18 protein-coding genes are annotated in these 18631 nt (G+C 72.7%); 8 read left to right on the top strand and 10 right to left on the bottom strand.

What is annotated here, in order from left to right:
• The first annotated feature begins 28 nt into the window (after positions 1 to 28).
• Positions 29 to 2578: a helix-turn-helix transcriptional regulator gene (locus IG63_RS23825; RefSeq protein ID WP_030484257.1), complete on the top strand. Its 2550-nt coding sequence runs from the start codon at positions 29 to 31 to the stop codon at positions 2576 to 2578.
• 66 nt (positions 2579 to 2644) lie between these two features.
• Complete coding sequence (locus IG63_RS0110130) at positions 2645 to 3088, top strand: cupin domain-containing protein (RefSeq protein WP_030484256.1); 444 nt, start codon at positions 2645 to 2647, stop codon at positions 3086 to 3088.
• Between the two features lie 559 nt (positions 3089 to 3647).
• Here the strand turns inward: IG63_RS0110130 and IG63_RS0110125 are convergent.
• From IG63_RS0110125 to IG63_RS0110085, 9 genes are all read right to left on the bottom strand, one after another.
• Positions 3648 to 4349: a dienelactone hydrolase family protein gene (locus tag IG63_RS0110125; RefSeq protein WP_030484255.1), complete on the bottom strand. Its 702-nt coding sequence runs from the start codon at positions 4347 to 4349 to the stop codon at positions 3648 to 3650.
• Between the two features lie 315 nt (positions 4350 to 4664).
• Positions 4665 to 5048 (bottom strand): metal-sulfur cluster assembly factor, encoded by a 384-nt coding sequence (locus IG63_RS0110120; RefSeq protein ID WP_030484254.1) that lies wholly within the window; start codon positions 5046 to 5048, stop codon positions 4665 to 4667.
• The gene (sufU, locus tag IG63_RS0110115; RefSeq protein ID WP_030484253.1) at positions 5045 to 5503 is read right to left on the bottom strand and encodes a Fe-S cluster assembly sulfur transfer protein SufU; all 459 of its coding nucleotides are present in this window, start codon (positions 5501 to 5503) and stop codon (positions 5045 to 5047) included. Before sufU ends, IG63_RS0110120 begins: the two co-directional genes overlap by 4 nt.
• 5 nt (positions 5504 to 5508) lie before the next feature.
• Entirely contained in the window at positions 5509 to 6777 is a 1269-nt protein-coding gene (locus IG63_RS0110110; protein WP_030484252.1) for a cysteine desulfurase, read from the bottom strand.
• Positions 6778 to 6965: 188 nt separating this feature from the next.
• A complete protein-coding gene (gene sufC, locus IG63_RS0110105) occupies positions 6966 to 7724 on the bottom strand; it encodes a Fe-S cluster assembly ATPase SufC (protein ID WP_030484251.1) in 759 nt (252 codons plus the stop codon).
• Positions 7725 to 7780: 56 nt separating this feature from the next.
• The gene (locus IG63_RS0110100; protein ID WP_030484250.1) at positions 7781 to 8089 is read right to left on the bottom strand and encodes a non-heme iron oxygenase ferredoxin subunit; all 309 of its coding nucleotides are present in this window, start codon (positions 8087 to 8089) and stop codon (positions 7781 to 7783) included.
• Positions 8089 to 9285, bottom strand: a complete 1197-nt coding sequence (gene sufD, locus IG63_RS0110095; protein ID WP_030484249.1) for a Fe-S cluster assembly protein SufD — start codon at positions 9283 to 9285, stop codon at positions 8089 to 8091. The genes IG63_RS0110100 and sufD overlap by 1 nt, the downstream gene beginning before the upstream one ends.
• Before the next feature lie 51 nt (positions 9286 to 9336).
• Positions 9337 to 10755 carry a Fe-S cluster assembly protein SufB gene (gene sufB, locus IG63_RS0110090; protein ID WP_030484248.1) on the bottom strand — a complete coding sequence of 473 codons (1419 nt, stop codon included), beginning with the start codon at positions 10753 to 10755 and terminating at the stop codon, positions 9337 to 9339.
• Positions 10752 to 11417 carry a helix-turn-helix transcriptional regulator gene (locus IG63_RS0110085; RefSeq protein WP_030484247.1) on the bottom strand — a complete coding sequence of 222 codons (666 nt, stop codon included), beginning with the start codon at positions 11415 to 11417 and terminating at the stop codon, positions 10752 to 10754. The genes sufB and IG63_RS0110085 overlap by 4 nt, the downstream gene beginning before the upstream one ends.
• Positions 11418 to 11523: 106 nt before the next feature.
• Between IG63_RS0110085 and IG63_RS0110080 the strand changes: the two genes are divergently transcribed.
• From IG63_RS0110080 to IG63_RS0110060, 5 genes are all read left to right on the top strand, one after another.
• Positions 11524 to 12027, top strand: a complete 504-nt coding sequence (locus IG63_RS0110080; protein ID WP_030484246.1) for a mycothiol transferase — start codon at positions 11524 to 11526, stop codon at positions 12025 to 12027.
• Between the two features lie 9 nt (positions 12028 to 12036).
• The gene (locus tag IG63_RS0110075) at positions 12037 to 12972 is read left to right on the top strand and encodes an ABC transporter ATP-binding protein (protein ID WP_245604383.1); all 936 of its coding nucleotides are present in this window, start codon (positions 12037 to 12039) and stop codon (positions 12970 to 12972) included.
• Positions 12969 to 13739 (top strand): ABC transporter permease, encoded by a 771-nt coding sequence (locus IG63_RS0110070; RefSeq protein WP_030484244.1) that lies wholly within the window; start codon positions 12969 to 12971, stop codon positions 13737 to 13739. The genes IG63_RS0110075 and IG63_RS0110070 overlap by 4 nt, the downstream gene beginning before the upstream one ends.
• Positions 13730 to 14644: a COX15/CtaA family protein gene (locus IG63_RS0110065; protein WP_051706528.1), complete on the top strand. Its 915-nt coding sequence runs from the start codon at positions 13730 to 13732 to the stop codon at positions 14642 to 14644. The genes IG63_RS0110070 and IG63_RS0110065 overlap by 10 nt, the downstream gene beginning before the upstream one ends.
• Before the next feature lie 70 nt (positions 14645 to 14714).
• Positions 14715 to 15239, top strand: a complete 525-nt coding sequence (locus tag IG63_RS0110060; RefSeq protein WP_030484242.1) for a hypothetical protein — start codon at positions 14715 to 14717, stop codon at positions 15237 to 15239.
• 24 nt (positions 15240 to 15263) lie between these two features.
• Here the strand turns inward: IG63_RS0110060 and IG63_RS0110055 are convergent, their stop codons facing one another.
• Positions 15264 to 16214, bottom strand: a complete 951-nt coding sequence (locus tag IG63_RS0110055) for a heme o synthase (RefSeq protein ID WP_030484241.1) — start codon at positions 16212 to 16214, stop codon at positions 15264 to 15266.
• Between the two features lie 302 nt (positions 16215 to 16516).
• Here IG63_RS0110055 and tkt point away from each other — a divergent pair, with 302 nt between their 5' ends.
• Complete coding sequence (gene tkt, locus IG63_RS0110050) at positions 16517 to 18610, top strand: transketolase (RefSeq protein WP_425411779.1); 2094 nt, start codon at positions 16517 to 16519, stop codon at positions 18608 to 18610.
• Positions 18611 to 18631 lie beyond the last annotated feature (21 nt).

Raw genomic sequence — 18631 nt, 5'->3', positions numbered from 1 at the left:
CCGACTCGGTCTCGCTAGCCTGACCCCCATGGAGCGGCCGTGGCCGCTCACCGGACGTGACGACGAGCTGCGCAGGGTCGCGGTGGCCATCCGGCCCGGTGCGGCGGGGATCGTGGTGGCAGGCCCCGTGGGCGTGGGCAAGACCCGCCTCGCTCGCGAGGCAGTCGCGGTCGCCACCGGCGCCGGAGCATCGGTCGTGTGGGGCCACGGCAGCGTGGCCGCGCGGCCCTTCCCCCTCGGTGCGTTCGCCGGCCTCCTCGGCGTCCCGGGCGGCGAGGCCGCCGCGACGATCGGCGGAGCCCTGGAGCAGATCGCTCAACGGCAGCCGCTGGTGCTGGCCGTCGACGACGCCCACCTGCTCGACGAGCACTCCGCGATCGTGCTGCACCGCGTGGTGGTGCGACGGCTCGCCCCGGTCGTGGTCACGCTCCGGACGGGCGAGCCGACCAGCGACACGGTCGCCGCGCTGTGGAAGGACGAGGACCTCCCGCGTCTCGACCTCGCCCCGCTCGACGTCGCCCAGCTCACGGCGCTGGTGGCCCGTGTGCTCGGAGGGCCGGTGGAGTCGGCCTCCGCGCACCGGCTGTGGGCCCTCACCGAGGGGAGTCCGCTCTTCCTGCGGCACCTGCTGGCCGGCGAGGTCGACGCGGGGCGCATCACGCCCGCCTCCGGGATCTGGCGGTGGACCAGCGAGCCCACCCTCACCCCCGAGCTGGCCCACCTGCTGGAGCGCCAGATCGGCGCACTCACCGGGAGCGTGCGCGACGTCGTGGACCTGGTGGCACTGGCGGAGCCCGTGTCGGTGAGGACCCTGTCCTCGCTGACGTCGGTGGCGGACTTGGAGGAGGCCGAGGCGCGGGGACTGGTGCGCTCCGACGGTCTCGTCGCCCGGCTGGTGCACCCGCTGTACGGCGAGGTCCGCCGGGCGACCATGGGCCGGCTCCGGGCCCGCCGCCTGCGCGGGCTCGTCGCGCCGACCCTCGACGCGAAGAGGGACCTGATCGCCCGGGCGGTGCTCACCCTCGAGTCCGACCTGCCACCGGACCACCAGGTGTTCCTCCGAGCCGCCCAGGCGGCCACCCGTGTGTACGACCTGCCGCTGGCCGAGCGGCTCGCCCGCGCGGCGGCCTCCACGGGCGATCCCGCCGCCCGCCTCGTGCACGCCTCGATCCTGTCGTGGCTGAGTCGCGGGGAGGAGGCCGAGACGACCCTCACGGACCTGGCTCGCAGCGCTCCGGACGCCGGCACACGTGCGATGGTGCACGTGCACCGCACCGGCAACCTGCTGTGGACGATGGCACGGCCGGACGAGGCCCGTCGGGCCCTCGCCGCGGCCGAGGCCGCCGGAGCCGCATCCCTGCACGTCGCGGGGATGACCCTCGCCCTCGACGCCGCACGCGGCGAGCTCTCCGGCGTGCTGGCCCGAGGACCCGCACTGCTGCGCAGCGACCTCCCGGACGACCTGGCCCGCATCCTCGTCGCGTCGGCGGTCTCCGCGGCCGCCGCCGTCACCGGGGAGCCCGAGCTGCTCGAGGAGGCCGCCGACGTGGGCGGGCTGACGGCCGATCGGGTGCCCACGGTCATCCCCGGCTTCGGCCTGGCGGACCTGCAGGTGCTGGGGCAGCGCCTCCTCGGCGCACCTGACCGGGCCGAGGACCTCGCCCGGAGGATGCAGTCCGCGTCGGCCGACCTGCCCGGACCGGCCAGGTTGATGGGGCTGGTCGTCGCCGGCCACGCCGCGCTCGCTGCGGGCCGGGTCGGCGAGGCACTGCGCGCCCTGCACGAGGCGTGGGCCGGGCTCGCCGGCTCGGGGCACGAGTTCCGCTTCCGCTGCCGCACCCTCCTGGCCACGGCCCTGGGCCAGGCGGGCCGGGCCGGGCCGTCCGCCCCCCTGGTGACGGACATCGGCGCCGGACAGCACCCGGCCTACCGGCTCTTCGCGCCCGACGACCTCCTGGCACGCGCCTGGGGCGCGGCCGCCGCGGGGTCGACCTCCGTGGCCCTCGAGCACGCCGTCGCAGCGGCCGACCTCGCGCGCGAGACGGGCGCGGCCGCCTACGAGGTGCTGGCGTGGCAGACGGCCGTCCAGCTCGGGGACGCCAGCGGGGCGGTGCCCCGGCTCAACAGGCTCGCCGCGCTCGGGCCGCGGGCCGCCGTGGCCGGCGCCCACGCCCGGGCCTGGGCCGAGGCCGACGGGCAGGCCCTGCTCGAGGCCGCCGACCTCTGGGCGCGGCTCGGCGACCTCGTCGCCGCCGGTGACGCCGCGGCCCAGGCGGCCGAGGTGCACCGTCGTCAGCGGCGACGAGGCTCGGCGCTCACCGCCGCGGCGCTGGCCGAGCGGTGGGCGGGGCGCTCCGGTGCGCGGACGCCCGCCCTGGCGGCCGCAGCCCACCCGCTGCCCCTGACCGTCCGGGAGCGTGAGATCGCCGTGCTGGCCGCTCGGGGACTGTCCAACAAGCAGATCGCGGAGCGGCTCACCGTCTCGGTGCGGACGGTCGAGGGTCACCTCTACCGCTCGAGCCGCAAGCTCGGCGTCTCGGAGCGCACCGCCCTGGCCGACGTCCTGGGGGTCGAGTAGCGCACCACTCGTGGTCGTGCCGCGCGACCGTCGCATGCTGCTCCCGAACGCACCGGAGGAGGAGACATGACCATCCACGTGAGGCCCGGAGAGGGCCACCACCACCCCATGATCGACGGCGACCACGTCGCCAAGGCCCTCGTGCAGGACGACGAGGGCGCCTTCGAGGTCTTCGAGGTGAGCGCACCCGCGGCGCCCATGGCACCCCCGCACGTCTCGCCGTGGACCGGGGTCCTCTACCTCGTGGAGGGCCGGGTCACCGCGGTCGTGGAGGGCACGTCGTACGACGTCGAGCCCGGCGGGGTGGTCGTGTTCCCCGCCGGGCGCCCGAGCACCTTCGCGGTGGTCGGCGACTCGGCCCGCTTCCTCGCGATCACGTCCGGCGTGGGCGCCGGGCGCTTCTTCGCCGACTTCGCCAGCTCGGTCCCGGCGGACCGGCCGGTCGAGGAGTCCATGCCCGCGATCCTGGAGGTCACCCGGCGGCACGGCGTGGCGCTCGGCGTCCCGTGAGGCCGGGCCCGCCGGAGCATCAGCCGCGAGGCCTGCCGTCGCGGACCATGCGGATCTCCGGCGTCCCTGAGTCGACCGTGCTCGCGCCGTCGGGGACGAAGCCGTGCTTGCGGTAGAACCTCTGGGCACGTGGGTTGGGTCGGCCACCCAGAGAGCCACCGACTCCTCAGGGGGGACCACGGCCTCCAGCAGCGCAGGTCCGACGCCGGTCCCGTGGTGGGCGGCCAGCACGTAGAGCACGTAGACCTGCCGGCTCCACCGGGCCCCGGTGTCCAGGGGCGGGCCCGACATGGCGATCCCGACGAGCTCCGCGTCCCGCTCTGCCACCGCCACCACGTTGTCGCGGTAGCGCTCGTCCGACAGCGCCGCCGTCCAGAACGTCTCGCGCCTCCCCAGCAGGGTCGGGTCGTCGAGCACGGCGTCGGGCATGAGACCCCGGTAGGTCTCGTGCCAGCACTGCACGTTGACCCGCGCCATCTGCGCGGCGTCCTCGATCCGGGCGGGGCGGACGGCTCCCGACGGGCTCACCCTCGGATCGTAGGTCTCACCCCGGTGCGGGTCAGCCGACAGGCAGTCGCCGGCCCAGGAAGCCCGCCGTGCGCTCCCACGCCAGCGCGGAGGCCCCGGGATCGTGGAGCTGAGGCATGTCCGGGTTGTCGAAGGCGTGGTCGGCGCCGTCGTAGAGGTGGAAGTCGACCTCGTCACGCTCGACCGCCCTCTGGATCTCCGCCACCGTCTCGGGCGGGATGAACGAGTCGTCGAGGCCGAAGTGGTGCAACGACGGCGCAGTGACCTGCGGCGCGAGACCGAGCAGGCCGGGGAGCGCGGAGCCGTAGTAGCTGACCAGGCAGTCGGGGTCGCGGACGGCGGCCAGGTTGAAGGCCAGTCCCCCACCGAAGCAGAAGCCGACGACGCCCGTCCGGCCGCGCACCTCGTCTCGGCCGCGAAGCACGTCGAGGGCGGCGCTCACGTCGCCGACGGCGGCGTCCCAGTCGACCTGCTGGAGCAGACCCATGGCGCGGTCGAGGGCGTCCGGTCCCTCGGGCACGCGTGCGACACCGAGCCGCCAGAAGACCTCGGGCGCGAGGACGACGTACCCCAGGTCGGCGAGGTCCTGGGCGCGCTGCTCGACGTAGCGGCTGATGCCGAAGATCTCCTGGAGCAGCAGGATGCCCGGGCCGCTGCCCGACTCGGGGAGCCAGACGTGGGCGGGCATGTCACCGGCGTCGGTCGGGACCGCGACCGTGGGGGTGCTGGGCATGTGGTCAACCTACGGGGCGGTCCACGGGTCTCGACAGGCTCGACCAGCGGGGGCTGGGGTGAGCGAGCCGGTCACCGGGTCTCGACAGGCTCGACCAGCGGGGGCTGGGTGAGCGAGCCGGTCACCGGGTCTCGACAGGCTCGACCAGCGGGGGCTGGGGTCAGAGAGCCGGTCACCGAGTCTCGAGACGGTCGCTGCGCGACCTCCTCGACCAGCCGGGGGCGCGGGGCTGGGGTGAGCGAGCCGGTCACCGGGTCTCGACCCGCCCGTCGCGACCTCGTGCCTCGGTCGCGGGGCTCGCTCGACCTCTTCGCGTCAGACGTTGAAGCCGAGGGCGCGGAGCTGCTCGCGACCGTCGTCGGTGATCTTGTCGGGACCCCACGGGGGCATCCAGACCCAGTTGATCGTGACGTCGGAGACGAGGCCCTCGAGGGCGGAGTTGGTCTGCTCCTCGATGACGTCGGTCAGCGGACACGCCGCGGAGGTGAGCGTCATGTCGAGCACCGCGGCGGAGGCGTCGTCGATGTGCACGTCGTAGACCAGGCCGAGGTCGACGACGTTGATGCCGAGCTCGGGGTCGACGACGTCCTTCATCGCCTCGAAGACGTCGTCCTTCGCGACGGCCGTGGTGGCGCCACCCGAGGCGGCGGGCACGTCGGGCAGGTCGCTGTGGTCGGGGGTGACGGGGTGCTGCGTCATGCGTCCTCCTTGGGAGCATCGGTCGCGAGGGCGGTGGAGGCGGCGTCCTTGAACGCCATCCAGGAGAGCAGGGCGCACTTCACGCGCGCGGGGAACTTCGAGACACCGGCGAAGGCGATGCCGTCCTCGAGGACGTCCTCGTCGGGCTCGATCGTGCCACGCGACTGCATCAGCTCGAGGAAGGCCTCGTGCTTGGCCAGCGCGTCGGTCAGCGGCTTGTCGATCACCAGGTCGGCCATCACCGAGGCGGCGGCCTGGCTGATGGAGCAGCCCTCGGCGTCGTACGACACGTCGCGCACGACGCCGTCGTCGAGGTGCACCCGCAGGGTGATCTCGTCGCCGCACGTCGGGTTGACGTGGTGCACCTCGGACTCGAAGGGGTCCCGCAGGCCCGCGTGGTGCGGGTTGCGGTAGTGGTCCAGGATGATCTCCTGGTAGAGGCTGTCGAGGTCCATGCTGCTCACCTGACCTTGAAGTAGTCCTGGGTGGCGATGATTCCCTCGAGCAGGGCGTCCACCTCGCTCGGCGTCGTGTAGAGGTACGACGACGCCCGGGTCGAGCTCTGCACCCCGAAGCGCTTGTGCGCCGGCTTGGCGCAGTGGTGACCCGCCCGGACGGCGATGCCGCGGCTGTCGAGCAGCTGGGCCACGTCGTGGGGGTGGACGCCCTCGATCTCGAAGGCGACCGCTCCCCCGCGCTCCGTCGTGTCGAGCGGGCCGAGCACGGTCACGCCCGGGATGTCGGCCAGCCCGCCTAGCAGGTGGCCGGTGAGCGCCTGCTCGTGGCGGTGGATCGCGTCGAGCCCGATCTCGGCGAGGTAGTCGAGTGCGGTGGCGAGCCCGACCGCCTCGGCGATCGGCGGGGTGCCGGCCTCGAAGCGGTGCGGCGGGGCGGCGTATGTCGAGCGCTCCATCGCGACGGTCTCGATCATCTCGCCGCCGCCGAGGAAGGGCGGCAGCTGGGCGAGCAGCTCGTGACGCCCCCAGAGCACACCGATGCCCGTCGGCCCCGTGACCTTGTGGCCGGTGAAGGCCAGGAAGTCGGCGCCCACGGCCTGCACGTCGACCCGCAGCTGCGGCGCGGCCTGCGAGGCGTCGACGACGACGAGCGCACCGACCTCGTGGGCGCGCCGGGCGATCTCGGCGACCGGGTTGATGGTGCCGAGCATGTTGGAGACCCAGGTCAGCGCCACCACCTTGGTGCGCTCGGTGATGAGCTCGTCGATGTTCGAGAGGTCGAGGTGGCCGTCGTCGGTGAGCCCGAACCAGCGCAGCTCGGCACCCTTGCGCTGGGTGAGCAGCTGCCACGGCACGATGTTGGAGTGGTGCTCCATCTCGGTGATCACCACGCGGTCGCCCTCGCCCACGCCGAGCGGACCGTCGGCCCAGGCCAGGGTGTTGGCGACCAGGTTGAGCGCCTCGGAGGCGTTCTTGGTGAAGATCACCTCGTCGCGCGACGGCGCGTTGACGAAGCGCGCCACCGTGTCGCGCGCGGACTCGAAGGCCTCGTTCGCCTCGGCACCGAGCTGGTGCATCGCGCGCGCCACGTTGGCGTTGTGCCGCTCGAGGTGGTCGACCATCGAGTCGATCACGACCTGCGGCTTCTGGCTGGTGTTGGCGCTGTCGAGGTAGACCAGCGGGAGGTCGTCGGCCAGGCGCCGCTCCAGGATCGGGAAGTCCTTGCGGATGACGTCGAGCCCGGGCAGCAGCCCGTCGAGGTCGTGGGTCATCTGCAGTCCTTTCGTCTCACCGGGTCTCGAGACGGTCGCTGCGCGACCTCCTCGACCACCCGGGTCCTGTGTGTCACCGGGTCTCGAGACGGTCGCTGCGCGACCTCCTCGACCACCCGGGTCCTGTGTGTCGCCCGGTCTCGAGACGGTCGCTGCGCGACCTCCTCGACCACCCGGGTCCTTGTGGGTCAGACCTTCGCGTTGACGTACTTGTCGTAACCCTCGGCCTCGAGCGCCTCGGCGAGCTCGGGGCCACCCTGCTCGGCCACCTTGCCGTCGACGAAGACGTGCACGAAGTCGGGGGTGATGTAGCGCAGGATGCGGGTGTAGTGCGTGATCAGCAGCACGCCCTTGTCGCCCTCGGCCTTGAAGCGGTTGACGCCCTCGCTCACGATCTTGAGCGCGTCGATGTCGAGGCCGGAGTCGGTCTCGTCGAGCACCGCGACCTTGGGGTCGAGCAGCTCCAGCTGCACGATCTCGTGACGCTTCTTCTCACCGCCGGAGAAGCCCTCGTTGACCGAGCGCTGGGAGAAGGTGGGGTCCATCTTGACCGCCTCCATGGCGGTGTTGACGTCCTTGACCCAGGTGCGCAGCTTGGGGGCCTCGCCGTCGACCGCGGTCTTGGCGGTGCGCAGGAAGTTGGCGACCGAGACGCCGGGCACCTCCACCGGGTACTGCATCGCCAGGAAGAGGCCGGCGCGGGCGCGCTCGTCGACGCTCATCTCGAGCACGTCGACGCCGTCGAGCGTCACCGAGCCCTGCGTCACCTGGTAGCGCGGGTGGCCCGCGATGGAGTAGGCCAGGGTCGACTTGCCGGACCCGTTGGGGCCCATGATCGCGTGCGTCTCGCCCTCGTTGATGGTGAGGTCGACGCCCTTGAGGATCTCCTTGGGACCGTCCTCGGTGGCGACGGTGACGTGGAGGTCCTTGATCTCCAGGGTGGCCATGCGTGGTGCTCCTTGTCGTTGGTCGAGCCCGTCAGGGCCCAGTGAGTTCGTGGTGTTCAGGGGATGTCGACGAGCACGTCGTCGCCGTCGACCTTGACGGAGAAGACGGGGACGGGCTCGGTGGCGGGGAGGCCGGTGGGATCCCCCGTGCGGAGGTCGAAGCGGGAGCCGTGGAGCCAGCACTCGATGGTGCAGTCCTCCACGTCGCCCTCGGAGAGCGCGACGGCCGCGTGGCTGCACTCGTCCTCGATGGCGAAGACGTCGTCACCGTGGCGCACCACGGCGACGTCGACGTCGCCCAGCTCGACCCGCAGCGGGGTGTCGGCGGTCAGCTCGGAGAGGGCGCAGGCGCGCTCGAAGGCCATCAGGCGCCCTCCGCCACCAGCGATCCGCCCAGCACGTTCTTCGCGAGCTCCTCCTCGACCGTGGCCGTGAGGCGCTCCTCGATCGAGGGGACGCCGATCTTGCGGATGACGTCCTGGAAGAAGCCGTGCAGCACCAGGCGGCGCGCCTCCTCCTCGCTGATCCCGCGCGAGCGCAGGTAGAAGAGCTGGTTGTCGTCGAAGCGGGCGGTCGCCGAGGCGTGGCCCGCTCCCTCGATCTCCCCGGTCTCGATCTCGAGGTTGGGCACCGAGTCGGCCTGGCAGCCGTCGGTGAGGACCAGGTTGCGGTTCTCCTCGAAGGTCTCGATGCCCTCGGCGATCTTGCGGATCAGGACGTTGCCGATCCACACGGTGTGCGCGCCGTCGCCCTGCAGTGCGCCCTTGTAGACGACGTTGCTCTTGGTGCGCGGGGCGTTGTGGTCGGCGAAGAGCCGGTGCTCGAGGTGCTGACCGGCATCGGCGAAGTAGAGACCGAGCATCTCGGCCTCGCCGCCGGGGCCGGCGTACTCGACGTTGGCGTGCATCCGGACCACGTCGCCGCCGAAGCTGATCGCGCTGTGGCGCACGCTGGCGTCACGACCGACCCGGACGGCGTCGCGCGCGAGGTGCACCGCGTCGTCGGCCCAGTCCTGCAGCGTGAGCACGTTGACCTGGGCGCCGTCGCCCACGACGTACGACGTGGTGGCGCAGTAGCGGGCCGATCCGGTGTGGCTGACCACGATCGTCACTCGAGCGTGGTTGCCGATGCGGAAGAGCAGCTGCCCCCACACCAGGTCGTCGACCGACTCGCCGTGCAGGTGCAGCAGCAGCGGCTCGTCGCCGTCGAAGTCGGCCGGCACGTCGATCAGCGTCGCGCCGCCCGCACGGGCGATCGCCAGCGCGGCGGGACGCTCGCTGGGCGGCAGCTCGCCGAGCTCACGCGCCTCGGCCGCCGAGACCGTCGAGATCGTGATGCCCTCGGGCACCTGCGTCTCCCAGGTCAGGTGGGCGTCGGACTTCTCACCGTCGAGGATGCCGCGCAGCCGCTTGATCGGCGTGAAGCGCCACACCTCCTCGCGCCCGGTGGGCACCGGGTGGTCGTCGAGGTCGTAGCTCGGCGGCGGGTTGAGGTGGGACACCACCTGGTCCTGCTCGAGCGCGTCGCGCACGCTCTCGCGGGCAGCGTCAGTCACGGTCACGAAAGGTCTCTCCTGGGATCGGGGTCGTGCGGGAGGCGGGGCGCTGCGGCGTCAGCCGACCGCGCCCTCCATCTGCAGCTCGATGAGGCGGTTGAGCTCGAGGGCGTACTCCATCGGCAGCTCCTTGGCGATCGGCTCGACGAAGCCGCGCACGATCATCGCCATCGCCTCGTCCTCCTCCATGCCTCGCGACATCAGGTAGAAGAGCTGGTCGTCGGAGACCTTGGAGACGCTCGCCTCGTGGCCCATCGACACGTCGTCCTCGCGGATGTCGACGTAGGGGTAGGTGTCGGAGCGGCTGATCTGGTCGACCAGCAGGGCGTCGCACAGCACGTTGCTGCGCGAGCCGTGGGCGCCCTCGTTGACCTGCACCAGCCCGCGGTAGGACGTGCGCCCGCCGCCGCGCGCCACCGACTTGCTCAGGATCGAGCTCGAGGTGTGCGGGGCCGCGTGCACCATCTTGGCGCCGGCGTCCTGGTGCTGGCCCTCGCCCGCGAAGGCGATGGAGAGCGTCTCGCCCTTGGCGTGCTCGCCCATCAGGTAGACCGCGGGGTACTTCATCGTCACCTTGGAGCCGATGTTGCCGTCGACCCACTCCATGGTCGCGCCGGCCTCGCAGGTCGCCCGCTTGGTGACGAGGTTGTAGACGTTGTTGGACCAGTTCTGGATGGTCGTGTAGCGCACCCGCGCGTTCTTCTTGACCACGATCTCCACGACGGCCGAGTGCAGCGAGTCGGAGGAGTAGATCGGCGCGGTGCAGCCCTCGACGTAGTGCACGTAGGAGCCCTCGTCGGCGATGATCAGCGTGCGCTCGAACTGGCCCATGTTCTCGGTGTTGATCCGGAAGTAGGCCTGCAGCGGGATCTCGACGTGGACGCCCTTGGGGACGTAGATGAAGGAGCCACCCGACCACACCGCGGAGTTGAGCGCGGAGAACTTGTTGTCGCCGACCGGGATCACCGTGCCGAAGTACTCCTGGAAGATCTCCGGGTGCTCCTTGAGCGCGGTGTCGGTGTCGAGGAAGAGGACGCCCTGGGCCTCCAGCTCCTCGTTGATCTTGTGGTAGACGACCTCGGACTCGTACTGCGCGGCGACGCCGGAGACCAGGCGGGCCTTCTCGGCCTCGGGGATGCCGAGCTTGTCGTAGGTGTTCTTGATGTCCTCGGGGAGGTCCTCCCAGGTCTGCGCCTGCTTCTCGGTGGACCGCACGAAGTACTTGATGTTGTCGAAGTCGATCCCGCCGAGGTCGGAGCCCCAGGTGGGCATCGGCTTGCGGCCGAAGAGCTTGAGGCCCTTCAGGCGCAGGTCGAGCATCCAGTCGGGCTCGGACTTCTTGGAGGAGATGTCGCGCACGACCGCCTCGCTGAGACCACGCTGCGCGGTCGCGCCGGCGTCGTCGCTGTCGGCCCAGCCGAACTCGTAGCGGCCGATGCCCTTCAGCTCGGGGTTCAGCTCTTCGATGCTGGTCATCGTGAGACCTTCCTGGTCGGGGGCTGGGTGTCGGGGATGCAGGTGGTGCAGACGCCGTCGCCGTGGGCGATGGTCGCGAGACGCTGGACGTGGCGGCCGAGCATCCGGCCGATCGCCTCGGTCTCGGCCTCGCACAGCTCGGGGAACTCGTGGGCCACGTGGGAGACGGGGCAGTGCTGCTGGCAGAGCTGCTCGCCGACCGGTACGTCGCGCACGGTGGCGGCGTACCCCTCCTCGGAGAGTGCCCGCGCGAGCGCTTCCGACGCCTCGAGCTCGGGATTGCTCTCGCGCACCGTGGCGAAGCGCTGCTCCATGCCGGTCGCCCGGCGCTCGGCGAAGGCCCGCACGGCCTGCGGGCCGCCGGTCTCGGCGAGGAAGCGCATCGCCTGCACGGCCAGGTCGTCGTAGGCCTGGTCGAAGCGGTCGCGACCGGCGTCGGTGAGGGCGAACTCGCGCGCGGGACGGCCACGACCGCGGTGGCCGCGGGGCCGGGGGTCACGGGCCTCGATGGCGCCCTCCTCGACCAGCTGGTCGAGGTGGCGGCGCACCGCGGCCGGCGTGAGGTGGAGCCGGTCGGCCAGGGCCGCCGCGGTGGAGGGTCCTCCGTCCAGGATCGACCGTGCGACGCGCTCACGCGTCGGCTGGTCGGTCGCCTGGATCATTTCCACAACGCCAGTGTGCTCTTATTGCTCCGGCCCTTTCAAATAAGGTCCGCCTAACCCGCGCGCCGCCCCGGCCGGGAGCCGCCCGTCGGGGTACTCCCCCGCCATGGAGACCCGAGACCTGCTGGCCGACCACGCCGAGCGCATCCAGGAGCTGTACGCCGCGGCGCTCGACGGGCTCGGCCCCGAGGACGCCCACGTGCGGCCGGGGGGACGCGGCAACCCGATCGCCTGGCTGCTCTGGCACACCGCCCGGGTGCAGGACGACCACGTGGCCGCCCTCGCCGGGGTGCCCCAGGCCTGGGAGTCGTGGGCCGACCGCTTCGACCTGCCCTTCTCGCGCTCCGACATCGGCTACGGCCACGACAGTGCCGAGGTCGACGCCGTGCGGGTGGCCGACCTCGGCCTGCTGGGCGGCTACCACCGCGACGTGCACGCCCTCACCCTCGACTACCTGCGCCGGGTCGACGGCGACGAGCTCGACCGGGTGGTCGACGACGCCTGGGACCCGCCCGTGACCGCGGGCGTCCGCCTGGTGAGCGTGGTGGGCGACTGCCTGCAGCACCTGGGCCAGGCGGCCTACGTCCGCGGGCTGCTGGCCGGTTCGTAGACTTCCGGGGTGTCCCTGTCCGACGAGCCCGCCGTGCTCGTCGAGGGTCTCCGGATGACCTACGGCGACGTCGTCGCGGTCGACGGCCTCGACCTGCGCGTCGAGCGCGGGACCATCGCGGCGGTGCTCGGCCCCAACGGGGCCGGCAAGACCACGACGCTCGAGACCTGCGAGGGCTACCGCGCCCCCCAGCACGGCACCGTGCGGGTGCTCGGGCTCGACCCGCAGCGGCAGCGGCGCGAGCTGCTGCCCCGCATCGGCGTGATGCTGCAGGACGGCGGCGCCTGGAGCGGCGTCCGCGCCCTGGAGATGCTGCGTCACGTCGCGGCGCTGCACGCCCACCCCCTCGACCCCGGCGCGCTCGCCGAGCGACTGGGGCTGCACGAGTGCGGGCGCACGCCCTACCGCCGCCTCTCCGGCGGCCAGCAGCAGCGGCTCAAGCTGGCGCTGGCGCTGGTCGGACGCCCCGAGCTCGTCTTCGTCGACGAGCCGAGCGCCGGTCTCGACCCGGCCGGGCGGCGTACGACGTGGGAGCTGCTGCGCGACCTGCGCGCGGCCGGAGCCACCTGCGTGCTGACCACGCACTACATGGAGGAGGCCGAGCGCCTCGCCGACCACGTGCACGTGATCGACCGGGGGCGCGTGATCGCCCGCGGCACCCCCGCCGAGCTGACCCACGGCGGCACGTCCACCATCCGGCTCGTGGTCACCAAGCCCTTCCCACCCGGCTCCCCCGTGTCGCTGCAGCAGGCACTGGGCGGGCCGACCGACGTCACGACGATCAACGAGGTGAGCCTGCTGATCACCGGCCCGGCCGACAGCACCACGCTCGCGACGGTCTCGTCGTGGTGCGCGACCCAGGGCGTGCTGCCCGAGTCGCTGCACCTGGGGCAGCGCACCCTGGAGGACGCCTTCCTCGAGCTGACCGGCAGGGGGCTCACGTGAGCGCGCCGCTCGACCTCTCCCCTCGCCCGGGCGGGGCGCCACTGCCGCGCCAGGTGCTGGCGCAGGCCCGCATGGAGGCGCGGCTGATGCTCCGCAACGGCGAGCAGCTGCTGATCGCGCTGGTCATCCCGGTGCTGGTGCTCGTGGGCGGCGTGCTGGCCGCCCAGCGCCTCGACCTCGACCTGGGTCGCAGCCCCGTCGACGCCCTGACCCCGGGCGTGCTGGCCCTGGCCGTGATGTCGACCGCCTTCACCTCCCTCGCCATCGCGACCGGCTTCGAGCGCCGCTACCACGTGATCAAGCGCCTGGGCTCCAGCCCGCTCCCCCGTCTCGGGCTGCTGCTGGGCAAGGTCGGGGCGCTGCTCGCGGTGCAGCTGGTGCAGCTCGTCGTCGTCGCGGCGCTCGCGCTCGCGCTCGGCTGGCGGCCCGCCCTCTCGCTGCCCGGCGCCGGGCTCGCCGTGGTGCTCGGCACCGCCGCCTTCGCCTCCCTCGGGCTGCTGCTGGCGGGCGTGCTGCGCGCCGAGGCGACGCTGGCGGTCGCCAACCTGGTCTACCTGCTGCTGCTCACCGGCGGTGCCGTGGTGCTCCCGGCCGCGCAGTACGGCGGCTTCGGCGGCGTCGCCGCCCTGCTGCCCTCGGGCGCCCTGGGCGAGGCGATGCGCGCCGCCGCCTGGGACGGCGCCGTGGCCTGGGGCTCGCTGCTGGTGCTCGCGGTGTGGGCCGTGGTGGCCGCCGTGCTGACGGCGAGGACCTTCCGATGGGACTGACACGCGAGCTCGGACGGCTCGGCGAGCGCGTCTGGCTGCTGCGGCTCGGCGTCGCGACGCTGGTGGCCAACATCGGCATCGTCGTCACGGGCGGCGCCGTCCGCCTGACGGGGTCGGGGCTGGGGTGCCCCACGTGGCCCCGGTGCACCGACGAGTCCTTCGTGCCGCACGGCGAGATGGGCATCCACGGCGCGATCGAGTTCGGCAACCGGCTGCTCACCTTCGTCCTGGTGGCCGTCGCCGTGGCCACCTTCGTCAGCGCCTGGCAGTCGCGGCGCCGCGACCTGCGGGTGATGGCCCTCGTCCTGGCCCTCGGGGTGCCGGGACAGGCGATCGTGGGGGGCATCACGGTGCTCACCGACCTCAACCCCTGGATCGTGTCGCTCCACCTGCTCCTCTCGCTGGCCATGATCAGCCTGGCCGTGCTCTACCTCTGGCGCATCGACCGGCCCGGCTCGGCCTCCGCGCCGACGCCGCGCGGGCTCACGGCGCTCGCCTGGACGACGTACGCCGTGTCGTGGTTGACCCTCTACATCGGCACCGTCGTCACCGGCGCGGGCCCGCACGCGGGCGACCTGCGCTCCCCGCGCAACGGCCTCGACCCCCGGGCGCTCGCGCAGCTGCACGCCGACGCCGTCTTCCTCTACGTCGGCCTCTCGCTCGGGCTGCTGCTCGGCCTGATGGCGGTCGGTGCGAGTGCCGGCCAGCTGCGCGCGGCGCGCGCCCTGCTCGTGGTGCTGCTCGCCCAGGGCGCGGTGGGCTTCGTGCAGTACTTCACCGACCTGCCCGAGCTGCTCGTCGGCCTCCACCTGCTCGGGGCCGCCGTGATCTCGGCCGTGGTCACGTGGGCCCTCCTGGCCGTGCGCGAGGGCGGACGGCCCGTCGCGGAGCGCGTGGGGACATAACCCCCCGGTGCCGGTCGGCGTTGTGGGAGCATCCGGAGGCGGTCCGGGAGGACCGGGACGAGGAGGACCCATGCCGCGCCGTGTGCCCGTCGTGCTGCCTGCCGTCGCCCTGGCTGCGGCCACGGTGCTCGGCCTGGCGGGCTGCGGCACCGAGCCGGAGGCCCTCGAGCCGCTGCCCCCTGCCGCCCCCGCCGACCTGTGCGCGCTGCTCCCCGAGGCGGCGGTCGGCGACCTCACCGGCACGGCCTCCAGCGACGACGACGGCGACCCCACCGCGGCCTGCGCGCTGCGGGGCGGCACCGACGCGAGCGTGCTGGTCATCTGGCTGCAGCTCTCCGACGAGGCCCAGGCGACCACGGCCTACGAGAGCCAGTGCGCGGCCATCGACCGGCGGGTGCTGCCCGAGCGGGAGGCCGCGGTCGAGGGGGCCGGCGAGACCTGCGCCGGCAGCGGCGACGGACGCGCCAGCCTGGCGCTCGTCAGCGGCCGCGAGGTCGTGACGGTCCGCGCCGACCTCCCCCGCGGCGAGGACGCCCTGGGCCGGGCCACGGCGCTGGCGGACGGGCTGCTCGAGGACCTCCCTCGACCGCAGTAGTGCTGCCCCGGCCGGGAGGCGGCGTCAGAGACCCAGGATCGGGTCGAGCGCGACGGCCACGAAGAGCAGCGAGAGGTACATGTTGGACCAGTGGAAGAGCCGCATCGGACGGACCACGGCCAGGTCGTCGCTGCGGCGGGCGCGGTGCCACATCAGGTGCGCCTCGACCAGGAAGGCGCCGCCGAGCAGGGCGGCCACGACCGGGTAGACGAGCCCGGTGCCGGCGACCGGCCACAGCAGCATCGAGGTCAGCACCGTCACCCAGGTGTAGGCGACGACCTGACGCGCCACGCCCTCGGCGTCCTTGACGACGGGGAGCATCGGCACGTCGACGCGGGCGTAGTCCTCGCGGTAGCGCATCGCCAGCGCCCAGGTGTGCGGCGGCGTCCAGAAGAAGACCACCAGGAAGAGCACGAAGGGCGTCCAGGACAGCTCGCCCGTCACCGCCGTCCAGCCGATCAGCGTCGGGAAGCAGCCCGCGATGCCGCCCCACACCACGTTCTGCGTCGTACGTCGCTTGAGCAGCATCGTGTAGACGAAGAGGTAGAAGGCGCTGGCGCCGACCGCGAGCCACGCCGAGAGCCAGTTGACGAGCAGGCCCAGCACCAGCGTCGAGGCGACGAGCAGGACCAGGCCGAAGACCAGGGCCGCCCGAGGCGTCACGATGTGGCGCGGGAGCGCCCGGCGACGGGTGCGCCGCATGTGCTCGTCGATGTCGCGGTCGTAGACGCAGTTGAGCGCGTTGGCCGCACCGGCCGACATGGTGCCGCCGACGACCGTCGCGACGACCAGGCCCAGCGGCGGCACGCCGCGCTGGGCGGCGAACATCACCGGCACGGTCGTGAGCAGGAGCAGCTCGATGACGCGCGGCTTGGTGAGTCCGACGTACGCCGCCACCACGTCGAGGGCGCGGGGGCGCCCCTGCGGGGACGCGTCGGTCTCGGTGGAGTCGACCCCGGAGCTCAGCGCCGTCATGCGGGGTGCCCCGACCGGCACCGCACGACGGGCGGACGGACGTGTCGGGTGCTCACGCGACTGCTCACGGGGCTGCGGCCTCTCCTTCGAGATGCCCGGGGCTGGCGGACGTGCTCCCGAGGTCGGATCTGGACCCCTCGGAGCCGATTGACGGGCATCGATCGGGTACCCGCCGCGTTGAGTCTAACGGGGCCTGGACCGCGGACCGAACCGACAGGTAGCCACCGGCGCGTGACCCCCGTCGCAGCCGCGCACTAGGCTCGAACCGCCTGCCCGCGAACGAGAGGAAGCCCGACGTGCCCGTGACCGAGACCCTTGACTGGGACGAGCTCGACGACAAGGCGGTCGACACCGTCCGCGCACTCGCGATGGACGCGGTGCAGAAGGTCGGCAACGGTCATCCCGGCACCGCGATGAGCCTGGCGCCGGCGGCGTACCTGCTCTTCCAGAAGGTGATGAAGCACGACCCCGCCGACCCGGAGTGGACCGCCCGCGACCGCTTCGTCCTCTCGGCCGGCCACTCCAGCCTCACGCTCTACATCCAGCTCTACCTCGGGGGCTTCGGCCTGGAGCTGGAGGACCTCAAGGCGCTGCGCACCTGGGGCAGCAAGACGCCCGGCCACCCGGAGTACGGCCACACCGCCGGGGTCGAGATCACCACCGGTCCGCTGGGCCAGGGCATCGGCAACGCCGTCGGCATGGCCATGGCCGCCCGCCGGCAGGTCGGGCTGCTCGACCCGGGCTCCGTGCCGGGCCCCTCGCTCTTCGACCACCACGTCTACTGCATCGCCAGCGACGGCGACATCGAGGAGGGCGTCTCGTCCGAGGCCTCCTCGATCGCCGGCACGCAGAACCTCGGCAATCTCACGCTGATCTACGACGAGAACAAGATCTCGATCGAGGACGACACCGACATCGCGCTCTCCGAGGACGTCCCGGCGCGCTACGCGGCGTACGGCTGGCACGTGCAGGTCGTCGACTGGGTCAACGGCGGTGACACCTACAAGGAGGACGTGCACGCCCTCTTCGACGCGCTCAAGGCGGCGGAGGCGGTCACCGACCAGCCCAGCATCATCGTGCTTCGCACCCTGATTGCCTGGCCCGCGCCCAACGCGCAGAACACCGGCAAGGCGCACGGCTCGGCCCTGGGCGACGACGAGGTGCGCGCCACCAAGGAGCTGATGGGCTTCGACCCCGACCTCACCTTCGAGGTCGACGCCGACGTGCTGGAGCGCACCCGCAGCCTCCGCGAGCGCGGGGCCGCCTGGGGGGCGGAGTGGGACGAGCAGTACGCCGCCTGGTCCGCCGCCAACCCGGAGGCCGACGCCCTGCTGCACCGGCTCAAGCAGCGTGAGCTGCCCGAGGGCTACGCGGACGACCTGCCGGTCTTCGAGGCCGACGAGAAGGGCGTCGCCACCCGCAAGGCCTCCGGCGCGGTCATCAACGCGCTGGCCGCCAAGCTCCCCGAGCTGTGGGGCGGCTCGGCGGACCTGGCGGAGTCCAACAACACCACCATCGAGGACGCTCCGAGCTTCGCCCCCACCGAGCGCTCGACCGACATGTGGCAGACCGACCCCCACGCGGGCCGGGTGCTCCACTTCGGCATCCGCGAGCACGGCATGGGCGCGATCCTCAACGGCATCACCGCCCACGGCGGGACCCGCGTCTTCGGCGCCACCTTCCTCACCTTCTCCGACTACATGCGGCCCTCGGTGCGGCTGGCGACGCTGATGCACCTGCCGGTGACCTACGTCTGGACCCACGACTCGATCGGGCTCGGCGAGGACGGCCCCACCCACCAGCCGGTGGAGCACCTGGCGGCGCTGCGCGCCATCCCCGGCCTCGACGTGGTCCGCCCCGCGGACGCCAACGAGGTCACCGCCTGCTGGCAGACCGTGATGGGCCACGTCGACCACCCGGCCGGCATCGTGCTGTCGCGGCAGAACCTCCCGGTCTACCCCCGCGGCGAGGACGGCTACGCCACCACCGAGGAGGTCTGGCGCGGCGGCTACACCCTGCTCGACACCGAGGGCACGCCCGACGTGATCCTCATCGGCACCGGCTCCGAGGTGCAGCTGGCCGTGCAGGCCCGCGAGCTGCTCGCCGCCAAGGACATCAAGGCGGCCGTCGTCTCGATGCCCTGCCGCGAGTGGTTCGACGCCCAGGACGACGCCTACCGCGAGCGGGTGCTGCCGCCGGTCGTCAAGGCGCGGGTCTCCGTCGAGGCCGGGATCTCGCTGGGCTGGCGCGAGCTCGTCGGCGACCACGGGCGCTCGGTCTCGCTCGAGCACTACGGCGCCTCCGCCGACTACCAGCGCATCTACACCGAGTTCGGCATCACCGCGCAGGCCGTGGCCGACGCCGCGGAGGACAGCCTGCGCACCGTGACCGGCTGATCCGCCACCTTCCACGAGAGG

The sequence above is a fragment of the Nocardioides aequoreus genome, assembly GCF_000720335.1.
Lineage (GTDB): Bacteria > Actinomycetota > Actinomycetes > Propionibacteriales > Nocardioidaceae > Marmoricola > Marmoricola aequoreus.
This window is presented reverse-complemented; position numbering and strand designations above follow the sequence as displayed.

Bases quoted from the DNA above. Each gene is read 5' to 3' on its own strand.
- IG63_RS0110055 (WP_030484241.1), bottom strand. From the start codon at position 16,214: ATGACGGCGCTGAGCTCCGGGGTCGACTCCACCGAGACCGACGCGTCC.
- IG63_RS0110120 (WP_030484254.1), bottom strand. From the start codon at position 5,048: ATGACGCAGCACCCCGTCACCCCCGACCACAGCGACCTGCCCGACGTG.
- IG63_RS23825 (WP_030484257.1), top strand. From the start codon at position 29: ATGGAGCGGCCGTGGCCGCTCACCGGACGTGACGACGAGCTGCGCAGG.
- sufC (WP_030484251.1), bottom strand. From the start codon at position 7,724: ATGGCCACCCTGGAGATCAAGGACCTCCACGTCACCGTCGCCACCGAG.
- IG63_RS0110125 (WP_030484255.1), bottom strand. From the start codon at position 4,349: ATGCCCAGCACCCCCACGGTCGCGGTCCCGACCGACGCCGGTGACATG.
- IG63_RS0110100 (WP_030484250.1), bottom strand. From the start codon at position 8,089: ATGGCCTTCGAGCGCGCCTGCGCCCTCTCCGAGCTGACCGCCGACACC.
- sufU (WP_030484253.1), bottom strand. From the start codon at position 5,503: ATGGACCTCGACAGCCTCTACCAGGAGATCATCCTGGACCACTACCGC.
- IG63_RS0110065 (WP_051706528.1), top strand. From the start codon at position 13,730: ATGGGACTGACACGCGAGCTCGGACGGCTCGGCGAGCGCGTCTGGCTG.
- IG63_RS0110080 (WP_030484246.1), top strand. From the start codon at position 11,524: ATGGAGACCCGAGACCTGCTGGCCGACCACGCCGAGCGCATCCAGGAG.
- IG63_RS0110060 (WP_030484242.1), top strand. From the start codon at position 14,715: ATGCCGCGCCGTGTGCCCGTCGTGCTGCCTGCCGTCGCCCTGGCTGCG.
- IG63_RS0110110 (WP_030484252.1), bottom strand. From the start codon at position 6,777: ATGACCCACGACCTCGACGGGCTGCTGCCCGGGCTCGACGTCATCCGC.
- IG63_RS0110085 (WP_030484247.1), bottom strand. From the start codon at position 11,417: ATGATCCAGGCGACCGACCAGCCGACGCGTGAGCGCGTCGCACGGTCG.
- sufB (WP_030484248.1), bottom strand. From the start codon at position 10,755: ATGACCAGCATCGAAGAGCTGAACCCCGAGCTGAAGGGCATCGGCCGC.
- IG63_RS0110130 (WP_030484256.1), top strand. From the start codon at position 2,645: ATGACCATCCACGTGAGGCCCGGAGAGGGCCACCACCACCCCATGATC.